At 55.5% G+C, this 15,121-nt stretch carries 12 protein-coding genes; 9 read left to right on the top strand and 3 right to left on the bottom strand.

Annotation, left to right across the window (positions count from 1 at the left end; genetic code table 11):
• Positions 1–10 precede the first annotated feature (10 nt).
• Positions 11–802 (bottom strand): AAC(3) family N-acetyltransferase, encoded by a 792-nt coding sequence (locus tag AAG821_RS08990; protein WP_341913882.1) that lies wholly within the window; start codon positions 800–802, stop codon positions 11–13.
• Between the two features lie 22 nt (positions 803–824).
• On the opposite strand from AAG821_RS08990, the gene AAG821_RS08995 reads away from it, so the two are divergent.
• From AAG821_RS08995 to AAG821_RS09010, 4 genes are all read left to right on the top strand, one after another.
• Complete coding sequence (locus AAG821_RS08995) at positions 825–1,805, top strand: hypothetical protein (protein ID WP_341913884.1); 981 nt, start codon at positions 825–827, stop codon at positions 1,803–1,805.
• Entirely contained in the window at positions 1,805–3,337 is a 1,533-nt protein-coding gene (locus AAG821_RS09000) for a class I adenylate-forming enzyme family protein (protein WP_341913886.1), read from the top strand. Before AAG821_RS08995 ends, AAG821_RS09000 begins: the two co-directional genes overlap by 1 nt.
• Positions 3,338–3,343: 6 nt before the next feature.
• Positions 3,344–4,588 (top strand): pyridoxal phosphate-dependent aminotransferase, encoded by a 1,245-nt coding sequence (locus AAG821_RS09005; protein ID WP_341913888.1) that lies wholly within the window; start codon positions 3,344–3,346, stop codon positions 4,586–4,588.
• Between the two features lie 157 nt (positions 4,589–4,745).
• Positions 4,746–5,795 (top strand): methyltransferase domain-containing protein, encoded by a 1,050-nt coding sequence (locus AAG821_RS09010; RefSeq protein WP_341916247.1) that lies wholly within the window; start codon positions 4,746–4,748, stop codon positions 5,793–5,795.
• Here AAG821_RS09010 and AAG821_RS09015 read toward each other — a convergent pair.
• On the bottom strand, positions 5,743–7,062 hold the full coding sequence (locus AAG821_RS09015) for a DUF4910 domain-containing protein (protein WP_341913892.1): 1,320 nt from the start codon (positions 7,060–7,062) through the stop codon (positions 5,743–5,745). The two genes, AAG821_RS09010 and AAG821_RS09015, sit on opposite strands and share 53 nt — an antisense overlap.
• An 85-nt stretch (positions 7,063–7,147) precedes the next feature.
• On the opposite strand from AAG821_RS09015, the gene AAG821_RS09020 reads away from it, so the two are divergent.
• The 5 genes from AAG821_RS09020 to AAG821_RS09040 all read left to right on the top strand — a co-directional run bounded on the left by AAG821_RS09020 (position 7,148) and on the right by AAG821_RS09040 (position 13,746).
• Positions 7,148–8,236: a glycosyltransferase gene (locus AAG821_RS09020; RefSeq protein WP_341913893.1), complete on the top strand. Its 1,089-nt coding sequence runs from the start codon at positions 7,148–7,150 to the stop codon at positions 8,234–8,236.
• Positions 8,236–10,029, top strand: a complete 1,794-nt coding sequence (locus AAG821_RS09025) for an asparagine synthase-related protein (protein ID WP_341913894.1) — start codon at positions 8,236–8,238, stop codon at positions 10,027–10,029. Before AAG821_RS09020 ends, AAG821_RS09025 begins: the two co-directional genes overlap by 1 nt.
• Positions 10,030–10,031: 2 nt before the next feature.
• A complete protein-coding gene (gene asnB / locus AAG821_RS09030; protein ID WP_341913895.1) occupies positions 10,032–11,825 on the top strand; it encodes an asparagine synthase (glutamine-hydrolyzing) in 1,794 nt (597 codons plus the stop codon).
• 89 nt (positions 11,826–11,914) lie between these two features.
• Positions 11,915–12,760, top strand: coding sequence for a hypothetical protein (locus AAG821_RS09035; protein ID WP_341913898.1), 846 nt, complete (start codon positions 11,915–11,917; stop codon positions 12,758–12,760).
• A 41-nt stretch (positions 12,761–12,801) separates the two neighbouring features.
• The gene (locus tag AAG821_RS09040; protein ID WP_341913899.1) at positions 12,802–13,746 is read left to right on the top strand and encodes a hypothetical protein; all 945 of its coding nucleotides are present in this window, start codon (positions 12,802–12,804) and stop codon (positions 13,744–13,746) included.
• Between the two features lie 31 nt (positions 13,747–13,777).
• Here AAG821_RS09040 and rimO read toward each other — a convergent pair whose 3' ends face one another.
• Positions 13,778–15,109, bottom strand: a complete 1,332-nt coding sequence (gene rimO, locus AAG821_RS09045) for a 30S ribosomal protein S12 methylthiotransferase RimO (protein ID WP_341913901.1) — start codon at positions 15,107–15,109, stop codon at positions 13,778–13,780.
• Positions 15,110–15,121: the final 12 nt, after the last annotated feature.

Raw genomic sequence — 15,121 nt, forward strand, 5'->3', positions numbered from 1 at the left:
TGGCGGGCGGTCAGGTCTCAAAGTCGCGCCGGTTTGAAAGGCAGTATAGCGGGTCACTCCTAAGAAGCGCCGATGTTGCATCGTGCATGTCAAGTGTCGACATGGCCGTTATGACCGTAGGCCCGATGCGTAATGATGACATGCCATTCGCGAGAAGCGGTTGGTGCAATACTGTAAAGTCATTGCGCGCTTCTGGACTGAGGCTGCGCACGAACAATGTTTCCTGCAAAGTCGTGGTGTGGCCTCGCAGGCGGATCGTACCAGAGAAGGTCTTGTTGTAACGATATGGAATGCTGGCGCGATGCAGCCACTCCACTCGGTGCAGGTAACTGCAGTGGGTTGGATGAGCGCCGATCATGAGTTGCAGGGCGTTTTGCTCTTCCATCCAGTGGTATGAGGATCCGTCACCCCAGGCTTCAGAGGGTTGCAGTTCGGCCAGTTCCGAGCTTCCTGGGCCGATGGCGCTGAACGAAAAAAACGCCGATGCCGTGCGCAGGCTGCCCTGTTGTGTGCGGAATTTTTCGCTTAGAATACCAGTCGTGCTCGGTGTCGTATCAAGGTCTAGGAATCCATCCTTATATCCATTGGAAAAAGTAGGAAGAAGCAGGGTGCGATTGCGGGCGATGCTGACGAGATGGTCCAGCAAAAGGTCTGTAGTGGCTTCAATCGTCATCTTCAGGGCCCGCGCAATAGGCCATACGGCTGAGAAAACGACGATCGGCCTATCGGACTTGCCGGCCAGGAGCGTTATGGCTGACAGAAGATCCTTGGTGGCAGTGCTTACAGATTGATTGTCAGGCATAAGGGATCAAAAATGATACGGAGTGAGTGCAGTGAATAAAGCGCAATTTCAAGCTGCCTATCATATCATCAGTCACTGCGGAAGCCTCAAGAGAGACGATGTTGTTTCCATTGTTTATGACGAGCGCACTACGGAAGTCGCCAGCCTTTTCAAGCAAATCGCTGATGAAGCGGCCACGCAGGTTCATTTTGTGGAAGTTCCGCCGGCTAGGCAACACGGCGTCGAGCCGCCAGCCGGGGTCGCGCGGCAAATGGCTGACAGCGATCTCATCCTTGGCCTTACCTGGATGTCAATGGCACATACCAGGGCGCGCGCTGAAGCCTGTGCAAAGCGTTCCCGTTATCTCAGCTTGCCGGAATATTCGCTGCCGTTGCTGGAGGACCCATCGGTGACCACGGATTTCCGTTCCCGTGCACCGGTCGTGCGCCACTTTGCTGATGCCTTCACCTCGGGCAGTCGGGTTCGTGTCACCACCGCTCTGGGTACAGACATCAGTTTGAAGATCGATGGCCGGGTTGGAAATTATTGCCCCGGGTTTGTGACTAAGGCTGGAGATCTCGGATCGCCCCCGGATATCGAAGCGAACGTTTCGCCGATCGAAACGGCTTCGGAGGGAATCATTGTCGTCGATGGCTCAATTCCATGCCCGGAAATCGGCTTGCTTGCGGTACCCGTCAAATTGCATGTGCGTGGAGGCAAGATCGTCGATTTTGAGAGCGATGATTCTGTGATCGCGCAGTCTGCGCGTTCATTATTTGAACGCGTCGGTACTGCCGATGCCTATGTTCTGGCGGAGTGTGGCGTGGGACTGAATGAGAAGGCTCGTCTAACGGGGATCATGCTCACCGATGAAGGTGCGAATGGCTGTATGCACTTTGGTTTCGGTTCGAACGCCACCGTCGGCGGCAAAAACGACGTACCGTTCCACCTGGATTTTTGTTTCCGCAGGCCAACGCTGGAAATCGATGGTGTGCCATATATCCTCGATGGAGAAATTGTTTGATGGGTATTGATCTCTTCGAGCCGTATCGCGATCTTCGCCGGTATGCGCTTCGTCATCCGAGCCGCCCCGCTTTGATTGACGAACGTACCGAGATAACGCTCACCTATGCTGAACTAGTGTCCGTGATTGAGCGACTCGGCGCGCTGTTCAATAATAAAAATATACAGCGCGAACGGCCGCTTCTTTCGCTGTTGCCCAATTCGATTGAAGCTTTGGCGGTTTTCCTGGCCACCACCTGCTACGGCAAGGCCTTCGCCCCGCTCCCGACGGATGCGACCGCGGCCGAGATTCGGAAAGTTCATGATTTGGTGCGTCCGCAAGTTTGCATCGTATCCACCGCGCATAGTGTGTCGACCATCGACCTGATCCGGGAACTCGGGATTGAGGTGATCGAGGTTGATCTCGATGTCGGCTTTGGCTGGCTGCCGCAGGAAGGTTTTCTACTGACTGAGCAACCGGAAGCTGGTCGACTGCTGTTGCCGACCAGTGGCTCTACGGGAGAGCCGAAGGCGGTGGTGTTTGATACAAACCGGCTGTGGTCGAGCGGTGCGGCATTCATCTCGCAGCATGACTTTGTCGATGAATCGTCACGCTTCTATAATCTCCTGCCGATGTCCTATCTTGGCGGCCTATTCAACCTCGGCATCATTCCGCTGGTGGCGGGCGGCAGCGTCGTGATCGGCGAGCCCTTTAGCGGCAAAACCTTCCTGACGTTCTGGCAAACTGTTTCCCGATTTGAGATTAACGTAATCTGGCTGGTGCCGGCCATTCTGCGCGGACTGCTTTCGGTTGCTGAACGTGTCAATCGCCGCAAGGCAGTGGATCCGGTTAACGTTCGCGCCGCATTCCTGGGGACCGCACCTATAGATATCGCATCCAAGCAGGCATTTGAGCAGAAGTTTGGCATCCCGGTCCTGGAAAATTACGCACTGTCGGAAACAACTTTCATTTCGACTGAGACCATGGCGACTCGCCAGTCGCGTGCTGAAGGCACGACAGGCAGCATTATCCCCGGCATCAAGCTTGAGTTTGTTCATGTCTCGGAAGATGAGCGCGAACAGGGCAGTGCGCCAACGGAGATCTATGTCAAAACACCTTTCATGGCATTGGGTTATCTGAATCGTGACGGCAGTATTGTGTTGCCGACGAATGCGGATGGGCTACTGCCGACCGGTGACCTGGGGGAAATCAAAGACGAGCTGTTGGTCATCAACGGCCGTATACGCGATATTATCAAGAAGGGTGGACTATTCGTCGGCCTGCGTGAGATAGAGTTGATCGCGGAGCGGCATCCGGGTGTGGCTGAAGCAGTCGCGGTCAAACGCAAGCATGATTTCTATGGCGAAACCTATGTATTGGCCTTGAAGCTAAAGGCTGATAAATCGCCAGAGATAGTTGCCGATGTGCAGCAGTGGCTGCATCAGCAGGTTGCCAAATACAAATGGCCAGAATCGATTTTCACTGTCGATGAATTTCCTCGCACCAAAAGCGGGAAAATTCAGAAGCACCTTATTCCTGCAAGCGCAAAGTAAAATGCAATGACAGAATCCTCCAATGCCGGCTTGCCAGTCATGCCGCTCTCGAGGCGCGTTCAGACAATTCCTGAAGCGCTGTCGATTTATATAAATCAATTGGTTTACGACTTGCGCCGCCGTGGCAATGATGTCGTCACTTTGTCTCTGGGCGAGGCATTCTTCGATATTCCAGCTTTCGACTTTGGCAAGATCGATTTTGTCAAGGGCGCTCACTACTCCGATTCTGTTGGCATTCCGGAGCTGCGCAAGAAGATTGCGGATTATTATGCACGCTATTACGGCGCGGCAGTAGATCCTATGTTCGAGATGATCATTACGGCTGGTTCCAAGGTGGCCATCTTCATGTGCATGCAGGCCATCATGGACCCTGGTACCAAGGTGATGATTCACGAGCCGGCCTGGGTCAGTTATCAGGAGCAGGCGCGGCTTGTTGGAGCGGAACCTGTATTTATCCCATATGATTGTCCGGTAGAGAAATTTACGGAGCATTATGATGACAAGACCAGATTGGTGATCATCAATAACCCGAATAATCCGGCGGGCCGACTCTACACGAAGAGCGAGCTAGAATGCCTGTACCGTGATGCCCGGCAGCGTGGCATTTATGTTATGGTTGATGAGGCCTACAGTGATTTTGTTACCGATGAGCCATTTACCTCTTTGGCCTCTATCGCGCCATCCAAGGAGGGGGTGATCATCGTTAACTCACTCTCCAAGAATATGGGGCTATCGGGGTGGCGTATCGGCTATGTGATCACGCACCCCACCTTGATTGCCGAGTTGATCAAGCTGAACCAGCATCTGATCACCTGCGCGCCGAGCATCCTGCTTTACTATCTGTCATACTACTTTCAGGACTTGATCGACATCACGCTGCCACAGGTCCGTGAAGTGGTGGCTAAACGCAATCGCGTTGGCACCATGATCGACCGCCTTGGTCTGAAGCGGATGGATGGCGCGGCTGGCTTTTACTTCTTCGTGTCGATTGGTAACTTTCCTGGTGACTCGCTCGATTTCTCGCTTCACCTTTTGCTTGAGCATGGCATTGCGGTGGTACCGGGCCTAGCTTATGGCGACAGTACCAAACGGTTTGTGCGTATCTCGGTGGGGACTGAATCCGAGGAGCGGATATGGGATGCCTTGAATGTCATCAGCGATCTGACGCGTGTCAATCAATTTGATGTCGCGCAGTTGAACGAATCCATGGCTCGTTATGGCTTGCGCCGCTTTACGGAAAACCGCTCCTGATATGACTGATCACCTTCTAAAAGCCTGTCCGGACGCCATATTCACACCGCTATCTGCGGGTAGATGGTTGGCATCGAACCCACGTGTACGGGGGCATGTGGAGTTGGATGCCGCGGCGATGCGGGCAGTTTCACAACTTCCGGACAGCAGCGGCGCCATGCTGGCAGCCCTGCAGATGGCGCAGGGTTATGATCGCACGCGTTTTGCCTTTGCTGAAGGAAAGAGCCTTTGGGGAGATCCTTCTGGTCTGGGGGAACGTCAAGGCGAGGCTACGCAAGGTGAGCGGCTGATGCAGTTATTGCAGCGGCGCTGGATTGTGTGCGAACCGGACGGGACTGATTATCGTGATTTCCTGGCCGCAAAAACCAATCCACTCGATCGCAAGCATCTGGGCAATTTCCATGATCGCGTCGGAGAGTATCTAACGCTTGAGCTCCGTCTGCGCGACAAATGGACATGGTGGCACGATCAGAAGTTCCAACCCGATGGAACGGCAATGCAGCCGGGGCCTTATCGCGCCGTGCAGGATCATTTCATGCGGAGTGTAGTGCAATCGCGAAATTTGCGTGGGATGCGAATATTAGATTTTGGCTGCGGTAACGGCCACTATGCCAGACTTTTCGCCGATCAAGGGGCCAAGGTCGTTGGGGTGGATACCGCCGAGGCGCTGATCGATTTGGCGCGTCATAACCATGGGAATCTGGCGGAATTCCGTTTCGCTCCCGGTGATGCGGCTGTCGTCGACCTTCTATCTAAGTACAAGAATTGTGAATTCGATATCATCTTCCTCAGTGACGTGCTTTTGCTTATGCTTGGAGCAAAGGCGGAAGGGTTGACGGAGGCGATTGGCGCATTACTCGATCAGTTCCGGCGCCTACTGCGCCCTGGTCGTGGCGAATTGCAGATGATGGAGCCGAATGCCACATTCTTCCTGGCGGGCCGTTATGGTGGGAAAGATCTGCCATATGCTATAATACCGGAATACCGTGAGCCGGTTTTCAATGTCGTTCCAACATTGGATCGCGTCGTGGCTCTCATGGCAGAGCGCGGCTTCGGACTAGTCGGTTATCAGCATCCGCAGCTTGATCCAGATGAGGGCGACGCTGACTTTGCCGGATGGGCTCACGCCTTTCCACTTTGGGATTTCATGACGTTCACGCCAGTGGCGGAATTTTTGTCGCCGAGCGGCGCAGTAAATCGTGATTGAACAGGATTTGCGCAATCTGCGCGCATTCCTCGAAAGGACAGTGGAGACGCTCGGCAATCGACAGCAAATCTAGGCTGCCGTCGGCATGGGCGAGAATGTCCTTGATAAGAAAAGTCTTGCGACTCCAACTCTTGCCACTGAGCGTCTCGTATAGTCCGCGGCGGCCCAGCTGGGGCTCACACAATACGGTCGTCTGATAGAAGTAATTACCCTCAAGCGCTTCTATGCAGGCTTGCATCAATTCCAGACTGCCCGCCAATCCACACGGTGTGACCAGCTTCATGTCATCAAGCGATGTGTGGTATTCAGGATAGGTGCCGTATTTCGAGCGCATGATCGATGCGACTGGGAGATCGATACCTGGACTGCAGTACTGCCGCTCGTCACTGCCACGATCCAGGAAGCTATAGGTGTGATATTCTGGTGCGAGATGCGCGAGCGTTTGCCGCGCCACACGGTCGGCGAGCGTCGTCCCGCTCTTGGAAGGTAGGAAAGAAACCGCGCGCTCATCGCCCATGCAAGTTAAGACAAAGCCAGCGATCGTGTTGCGTCGCATGGCTTCGCGATGCCGGCTGAGGTAGGTGATCGCCCCGATGGTTTCTGGAACGAACAGAATGCGATAGGTAAAGCGCCGCGGCATCTGCTTCAGCCACTGCCCCAAAGCAGTTGCAATGACTGGGCCAGATAATTCGTTGTTTGCCATGGCGGGGTGACAAATATAGGTGGAAAGCAGAATCTCCTGTGGCGATTCACCGGGCAGGATGACCTCTCCATAAGTCAAGCTGCCAGCCTCCAGAGTGCTGTCAATATGAACATGATAGCGGCCGTCCCGCAATTTGGTACGCTGCTGTTCCGAAAGACAGAAGCCCCACTGCCGTTTGTAGTAGGACGTCACATAGGGAATGGCATCTGGTTGATCGGGCAGTGAATGCAAATGAGGCTGGAGTTGCTCTAGGCTCATCGAGGCCGATATGGGCTCGGAGTAGCCAACGAGATGCAGTGGGTTGACAGAGAAATCGATAATTTTCTGGCCGGTTTCATCTTCAATATAGGCAGCACGAACATTCCACTCGAGCGGAACCACCCAGTCGAAGGCGGGCGTGCCACTTGGGACCTCGGTTACGGAAAGCTCTGGCAGCAATTTCTTAAGGTAGCTCAGCGTTTGACGCACCCCGTTTCCGGTCAGGCTACGTGGAACCCAAAAAAGATCGGAAATCCAGCCGTGCATTGCACGTCCGGTTTCCATGAAACGCTCGCCCAGAACCATGCTCTCCTCCAAGACTGCAACGATAGCACGCAGTCTTCATAGCTTTGTGAATCAAGGTTTGTCAGCATCTAAAGAGTAAACGGGAATGTATAATATTCATATACTAACGCCAGGATTCACGACACCCAATGGTCGGGCGTTCCTCTTTCCGCTTCTGGTACATAAGCGTGCCCTGAAGGCCGCGGGCTTGCGCATCACCCTGCACCAAGCTGTTACGCCAGCGTTGTACGACTGTGATGTTCTCTTCGTGGATAGCAAGTTCCACCGCGATCTCTGGATGGATGATACGACTGGAATTCTGGAGGAGTTTTCTGGATTCCGCGATCGAATCGGCTCGGTGATCTACTGTGACACAACGGATTCGACAGGCTGGGTTCAAGTTGAGCTGTTGCCGCTGGTGGATTTGTATGCCAAGGCGCAGTTACTGAAAGATCGGCGTGGCTATCTTGTCCCACATTATGGCCACCGGATCTATGCTGACTATTATCACCGTGTGTCAGGGGTCGCCGACGACCAGCCGGAATTCTCGACACCAGTGAAAGACGAGGCGTTGCTCGGCAAGTTGGCTTTATCGTGGAACTCCGGCCTGGCCGATTACTCGCTGCTAGGGCCCTATCGCATGGCTGCCTACGAACGGCTGCCGCTGCCTAGTTTGCTTGGCCTTCCCCGTGTTTCCGCTTATCCGGAGGATGTTCGGCCTGTCGCGGTGCAAATGCGGATGGGCCTGCATTATAATCGTGCCAGTGTGTCCTACCAGCGACAGCAGATCGCGAGAAAATTGGAAAAATACCGCCATGGCGACAAGCTGCGCCGCTGGCGTTACTGGCGCGAGCTCTGTGATAGTCGCTTGGTCCTATCCCCTTTCGGCCTTGGAGAGATCACACTGAAAGACTATGAGGTCTTCCTGACCGGCGGCTGTCTGGTGAAACCGGATGTCAGTCATATGGAGACGTGGCCCGATTTCTTCCGGCCGAATGAAACGATCGCATGCTTCTCGTGGGACCTGGAAAACCTGGAATCTGTGATCGACGATCTATTGCGGGATACCTCCCGGCGATTGGCTCTGGCTGCGACTGGGCAGAAAACCTATATGAAATACCAAGACGGTCGGGAAAGTGGAGCCTTATTCGCCTCACATCTGTCAGAACTCGTGCAGCGCGCGCAGAAGCGATAATGCATATGGTGCCGGAAATTCTCACACCCGAGCGCGTGACGCTCCCGCGATTGCAGTTCGAGTGGCGGCGGGGCTCGGATGATCTTGTGATGGAGAGCGCAGGCTATGGGCTTAAGCCGGCAACCAGCCGCACCGATCATAATCGGGTCTGGGTCTTCGGATCACCGACGCTGGATGGGCGGATTGATCCAGATCGTGTAGCGCGGCACCTGGCCGATCATGGCATCACGGAGGCCTTTGCGCGCCAGCTGGATGGTCAGTATCTCCTTATCTTGCTGTCGCGTGACAGTAAGACTCTGACAGTGGTCAATGACCGGTTCACGGCCATCCCGGTTTATATGGCAGCAACCGACGACCGCATCATGGGAAGTCTGCTGTATGGCGATCTGCGCCGCCGTCTGAACCAGATCGGGCAAGGCGGGGTTCGTCGCGAGGCGTTTTTCGAGTTTATCTGGTTGCAGAGGTTGCTTGGCGAGGGCACGCTTGATGTGCTGTCAAAGTGCCTGGGTCCCGCATCGATTGCGATCTTCGGGCCAGAGATTGACCGCATTGATCGCTACTGGATACCGAATTTTTCCAAGCGCCATGGGCGAAGCGCCCATGCGTCGGGGGGGGAATTTTCCGACATCCTGTCCGAGGCGATAGTTCGAAAGACCAGCGATGCGCATGAAAAACGCTATGGACATTTCCTGTCCGGCGGGCATGACAGCCGGCTCGTCCTGGCTGGTTTCAAGGACGTACTGCCCGCCTGCCTCACCGTGGGATTCAGCGAGAACTATGAGGTTGCCTGTGCGCGCAGGGCCGCGCATGCCGTGGGGGCCGGGCATAGTTTTCTAAAATTGCCGGATGATTATCTAACACGCTATCAGGATATCCTGGCGGATTTATGTGGCGGACTTTACGCCACAGACAACGCTATTTTTGCCGGCTTTGAAGCCGCTGTTCAGTCCGTTGCCGATGTGGTGTTTCACGGGCATGGTTTCGACTACCTATTCCAAGGCATGTATGTTCCGTCCCAGACCGTGCAATGGTTCGGGCGCCCGACATTTTATCGCCGGCTGCGTCCGATCGATGGCGATCTGGCGGAGTTCTATCTCACCAATTTGCCGTTCGGTCTGGGCCGCGAGGATTTGTTGGAATATGTTTTACCGGACCATCGCCAGCATATGAAAGACTGGATGATTGAGGGGGTCCGAGATGTATTGGCGACGGGAGCGGGCTGCCACAACGATTATGATAGATGGGAATTCCTCATCACACATAATCTGTGTCGACATTATTCTCATCCCAATATTATCAGCAAATGGACCTGTGCCGAGCCCCGCGCCGTGAGCTTCGATAATGCGGTCTATGATTTTTATCTATCTCTTCCGCTCGATCTGCGCCTGAACGGTGAGGCAATGCGGATGGCACTCAAGCAGCTAAACCCTCGTCTCGCGCACTTGCCGACCGGCAATACGGGCTTACCGGCGGCGGCATCGCCGACCACGAAGACGGCGGGCTTGATCGCGCGTAAGCTGATGCGTCATCTTTCCGGGATCAGCCGTTTCCGAGCACCGCATGCCGAAGATCGCACCTGGCCGGATCGCGATACATATATCCGGACCCAGCCGGCCTATCGCGGCATGATCCTGGAGGCAGTGGAGTCGGGGTTGTTGGCGGACGCGATGCCTTACATGGACTGGGGCCGGATCCGATCGGCCGTCCAGGTTTGGCTTTCGCAGCCTCAAGGCGGTGCAAAATTCATGGTGTCTCTCCTGTCGCTGCACCGCGCTCTGATGCGGAGTCTGTAGCCATGTGCGGTATATTCGGCATGTACCTCAACCGACCTCTCACTCCGGAGGATGTTGCACGCGGAGAGCGGGGAACGGGGATGTTGGCGCATCGCGGGCCCGATGGCGCTGGTTATTGGCAGGATGCGGATGCCGGAATTTTCTTCGGTCATCGTCGGCTGGCAATCATCGATCCGACAGCAGCCAGCGATCAGCCGATGCGGCGTCAAGCCGTGACGATCTGTTATAATGGCGAGTTGTACAACTATGTTGAAATCCGCGAGGCCCTGCGCCAGCAAGGTCGGGTGTTTGATACCAGTGGCGACACGGAGGTTCTGCTTCAGGCCTATTTGGCTTGGGGTAAGGCGGCCTTTCGCCGCTTCGATGGCATGTTTGCCTTGGCACTCTGGGACGGCGGCAGCCTGACACTGGCCTGCGATCCCTTTGGCGAGAAGCCGCTATACTGGCTGCAGCGCGAGGAAGGAATTTATTTCGCCTCAGAGGCACAGGTTCTGATCAACCTGTTCCGCCTCGATTTCGATGCTGCGCCCGAGACGCTGACGACTTTTCTGGTTTTAGGTTATTTGCCGGGAGCAAATACAGGATATCCCGGGCTTAAGGCTCTTTCACCAGCCAGCTTGGCGGTTTTCCGCCGTGGCCAGGCACCGGTCATAGAGAAGTATTGGACGCCGCCTGAAGCTCATATCGGCTCGGGCGAGCCGGCCATCTTGACGGAAGCAGAATTGGACCGGATCCACGATGTTCTGACCGAATCGACTCGCCGTCGCCTAAGGTCAGACGTTCCTCTCGGGCTTTTTCTCAGCGCGGGGGTGGATTCCACGCTCGTCGCCGCAATGATCGCCAAGGATTGTGGGCAGGCAGTGACGGCCTTCACGGTTGCCTTTCCCGATGGCGCCGACGAGACGGGGGCGGCTGGTGCCATCGCTCGTCATTTCGGTCTGCCGCATGTGGTGGTCGATAGCCACGCCGATGAGAGCTGGCGGGATGCACCAGGAGAACTCAGTCGGCTTTACGGCGTGCCCAACGATAATTTCACGGCATGGTCGGTGCGTCTGATGTCGCGCCTGGCTCGCCAGCATATGACGGTCGCTCTTTCGGGTTTGGGCGGCGACGAGATATTTTTCGGTTACAACAAATACATGTTCTTGTGGCGCCGTCAGCATGCCTTCGCTCTGCCGTCCTGGCTGACGGTACTGTGCCTGACTGCAAGCAGATTGCCAGGCATGCCATCAGGTCTGCGCAATGCGTTGGGGTATTTGCAAGGCAGCGAATTTGATCGCTTTTCCTTGGTCAAGAATCCAGGGCTGATCGGCATGCTGGCGGAATTGACGGCTAACATGCCCGACCGGGCCGCGCTGCTGACTGCCGATGCGGCACCGCTTTTTCTGAAAGCGCGCAATTTCGACCTGCAATACGGCCTGCCCGGCAGTTACATCCCTGCTATCGACCGCGGTAGTATGCGGGCGAGCCTGGAAGTTCGTACGCCATTTCTGTCAACGGCGGTCCTCGAAACCGTTTCTAGTCTGGATCCGCGCTCACTGATTGCCTTCGGCCAGAAGTCGGTTCTGCGGCGTTTGCTTGCCCGCTACCTGCCACCCGAGATGGTGGATCGCCCCAAGCAGGGCTTTGTTTTTCCACTTGATCGCTATCTCCGTTCCGCTCCGGATAGACTGTTGGTCATCCCGCACCTACCGTCCGCCCGGGTCGCAGAAATCTGGTGCCGGCGTCGTGAAAATGCCTATGCACCTTTAGCTTTCCGATTGAAAATATTGGAGAATCTTGTCGCCTCGATATGAAGGACCGGGTTGCTAGCGCGGAGGCCTGTCTTTATAAGGGGCCACATTCAATGCCCGGAAATTTTGTGCTGAAGCAGGATACTGAATAGATGGCAAATAAATCTTTGCGTCGGCGCCTTGAGGCTGGCCTTGCTCCGTCTCTGAAGGCGGCCCTGCCGGCACCCTTGCAGTGGCCGTTCCGGATGCTCTGGCGTTTGACCAATCGTGTGCTGAATGAGTGGTCGGATGTTGCGCTCTATCTGAGCCTCGCCTGGTATCGTCTACTCGGGCGGCCTTATATCAAGTGGTATGCAGATACACTGGATCGGTGGGCTGCTGCTGGCCGCGATGAGGACTGTGTCAAGTGGCGTCGCGCGCATCTTGCCGATAGTGGGCAGGAAGACCTTGCCATCTTGGTAGCTGCTGGGATGAAGCCGCACCACACGCTGCATGAATTCGGCGTCGGCCAGCTTCGTAGTGCCAAGTGGTTCATCCAGTATCTCGATAAAGGCAATTTTTCTGGAAACGACTCCAGTCGCGAGCGGATCAAGAATGGCACCGATATCTTCGGGCCGGAAATTGAACCGAAGGCACCAACCTTGATCGTCAATGAAGACAACACCTTCGATTGGTTGAACGGAAAGAAGGTTGATTACATTTGGTGCCATGCCGTCATCGGCCATATGCCGAAGCAGGATGTGGAGGATCTCATCCGTGATGTCCGCAAGATTATGCATAAGGATACGGTGTTCCTTTTCACGCATGACGAGCCTGACCACCTGCCGCCTGGCTGGACGCATGCGCGGATGGATTCGCGTAATTTCTGGTACTCTCTCGCCTTCTTCCGTGATCTCGCCACGAAGTATGGCTACGCTGTCGATAACGTCACCGAACTTCTCGATGACAAGCCCAGCTTCCGGTCATACTTTCGTCTTGCCAAGCTCATGCTGAAGTAATTCAGATCGTACTTTCGACGTCCTGGAGCCAAGTCTCAGCCATGAAAATTGCCGCACTACAATCGTACCGCCAGCAGGCCAGACAGACCGGCCTTGGCCGTGTTCTGGCTGGGCTTTTGCGTCGCCGTACCGGTGTCAACCTGACTGTGGCGGCGCGTTTTGCGCGCGCGATCAAGATTGCGGTCTCTCCGGTTGATTATTTGCGGCGCCGTTTATTAGCCATGAATCGCAAGAGCCAGTTTGATGTTACGCAACTGGATCGCGAAGGGTTCCTGTTCGTGGGGCGGGGCATCCCTAATACCGATGCCCTGGTAAGACATTGTGCTGCGCTGTTTGATCGCAAGAAAGCAGGGCTCATGGAGAATTACCGTGCGCCCTACGCTTTGGGAATAAAGTTCGAGAATTCCGACGCCGGCACGATCTGCGCCGACCCGCAGGAACTGCAGCCTATCGTGGATTATTGTCAGCAAGATGAAGTGCTGAATCTGGTAGCCCAGTATATCGGCGAGTTTCCCGTGATTGGCGATGTGTCGCTGATGTACACCCTGCCCAACAATGAGATGCTGGGGTCGCAGCAGTTTCATCGTGACGTCAATCAGGTGCGGCAATTGCACATGATAGTCCCCATCCACGATATCGATGAGGATACAGGTCCGTTCACTTTCATTACGAAATCAAAAAGCAGCGAAATCATCGATGCAATCAAACATGTGAATGAACGTGTTGAAGACAGTGTTATAGAACGGTTTGTTCGTCCGGATGATTTCAAACGCTGCACTGGCAAGGCGGGTGAGGTCTATTTCCTGAATGCGCATGATTGCTTCCACTACGGTGCGCGTTGCAGGAGTAAGCCGCGGCTGATGTTGATCGTGAATTTCACCAGCCGTTTTGAGGGCCTGGAAGGCACGATGGCGCTATACCGCTGTGCCAATCGAGCGAATGTGCCGGCAAATGGCGCGTCCGCTCCACTGCTGCTCAACTTGTAGGGCGCGACATCTTGTACATGCGGCGGCCCGATCAGATCGGGCTGCCGCTTAGATCGTAAGCGCTGGCTTTTTCGATCTTCACTTTGATCATGTCGCCCGGCTGCAGCCCGGCGGCATTTTTTATTTTCACGATTCCGTCGATCTCCGGTGCGTCGGCGAAGCTGCGCCCGGTTGCGGTAGTGCGCTTGGCTTCATCGATCAGCACATCGAGTGTGCGACCAACAAAGCGCTTGAGCCGTTTTGTGCTGATCTTCTGCTGAGCGGCCATGAAGCGTTCCCAGCGGTCCTGCTTCACCTCATCTGCGATATGGTCGGCCAGATCGTTGGCGCTGGCACCTTCAACATTTTCATATTTGAAGCAGCCGACGCGGTCGAGTTGCGCGTCTTCCAGCCATTGCAACAGGAATTCGAAATCAGCATCGGTCTCGCCGGGGAAGCCGACAATAAAGGTGGAGCGGACCACCAAGTCGGGGCAGATCGCGCGCCAGGCACGGATGCGCTGCAGCACCTTTTCCTGGTTGCCGGGGCGGCGCATGCTTTTCAGCACGCGCGGCTCCGCATGCTGGAACGGGATATCGAGGTAGGGGAGAATCTTACCTTCGGCCATCAGCGGAATGAGCTCGTCGACATGCGGGTACGGGTAGACGTAATGCAGTCGCACCCAGGCACCCAGACTGCCCATCGCATCGGCCAACTCGGTCAGTCGCGCCTTGACCTTGCGCTCACGCCACTGGCTTTCGGCATGCTTGATGTCGACGCCATAGGCCGAGGTATCCTGCGAGATCACCAGCAGTTCTTTCACGCCGGCTTTTACCAGGCGCTCGGCTTCAAACAGCACATCATTTGACTGGCGGCTTTTCAGTTTGCCGCGCATGGACGGAATGATGCAGAAGCTGCAGCTGTGATTGCAGCCTTCAGAGATTTTCAGATATGCATAGTGGCGGGGTGTCAGCTTGATACCCTGGGGGGGCACCAGGTCGACGAAGGGATCGTGCAGCGGGGGGACCGCCTCATGTACGGCCTCGACCACCGCCTCATATTGCTGCGGACCGGATATCGACAATACATTGGGGAACATGCCGCGGATTTTCTCGGCTTCCACACCCATGCAGCCGGTGACGATGACGCGGCCATTCTCGCGCATCGCCTCGCCGATCGCTTCCAGCGACTCCTGCTTGGCGCTGTCGAGGAAGCCGCAGGTATTCACCAGCACGACATCGGCAGCGTCGTATGAGCCCGAGATGCTGTAACCCTCGGCACGCAGCTTGGTGATGATGCGCTCGGAATCAACGAGCGCCTTGGGGCAGCCGAGGCTGACGATACCGACCTTGGGGGCGACGGCAGAAGGAACGGGCTTGGTCATGGCGGCGGCTTA

Origin of the sequence: Ferrovibrio terrae, assembly GCF_943372915.1 — a bacterium.
Taxonomy (GTDB): Bacteria; Pseudomonadota; Alphaproteobacteria; order Ferrovibrionales; family Ferrovibrionaceae; genus Ferrovibrio; species Ferrovibrio terrae_A.

Coding starts and splice junctions, on each gene's coding strand:
- AAG821_RS08990 (WP_341913882.1), bottom strand. CDS start 802: ATGCCTGACAATCAATCTGTAAGCACTGCCACCAAGGATCTTCTGTCA.
- AAG821_RS09000 (WP_341913886.1), top strand. CDS start 1,805: ATGGGTATTGATCTCTTCGAGCCGTATCGCGATCTTCGCCGGTATGCG.
- AAG821_RS09005 (WP_341913888.1), top strand. CDS start 3,344: ATGACAGAATCCTCCAATGCCGGCTTGCCAGTCATGCCGCTCTCGAGG.
- AAG821_RS09010 (WP_341916247.1), top strand. CDS start 4,746: ATGCTGGCAGCCCTGCAGATGGCGCAGGGTTATGATCGCACGCGTTTT.
- AAG821_RS09015 (WP_341913892.1), bottom strand. CDS start 7,062: ATGGTTCTGGGCGAGCGTTTCATGGAAACCGGACGTGCAATGCACGGC.
- AAG821_RS09020 (WP_341913893.1), top strand. CDS start 7,148: ATGTATAATATTCATATACTAACGCCAGGATTCACGACACCCAATGGT.
- AAG821_RS09025 (WP_341913894.1), top strand. CDS start 8,236: ATGCATATGGTGCCGGAAATTCTCACACCCGAGCGCGTGACGCTCCCG.
- asnB (WP_341913895.1), top strand. CDS start 10,032: ATGTGCGGTATATTCGGCATGTACCTCAACCGACCTCTCACTCCGGAG.
- AAG821_RS09035 (WP_341913898.1), top strand. CDS start 11,915: ATGGCAAATAAATCTTTGCGTCGGCGCCTTGAGGCTGGCCTTGCTCCG.
- AAG821_RS09040 (WP_341913899.1), top strand. CDS start 12,802: ATGAAAATTGCCGCACTACAATCGTACCGCCAGCAGGCCAGACAGACC.
- rimO (WP_341913901.1), bottom strand. CDS start 15,109: ATGACCAAGCCCGTTCCTTCTGCCGTCGCCCCCAAGGTCGGTATCGTC.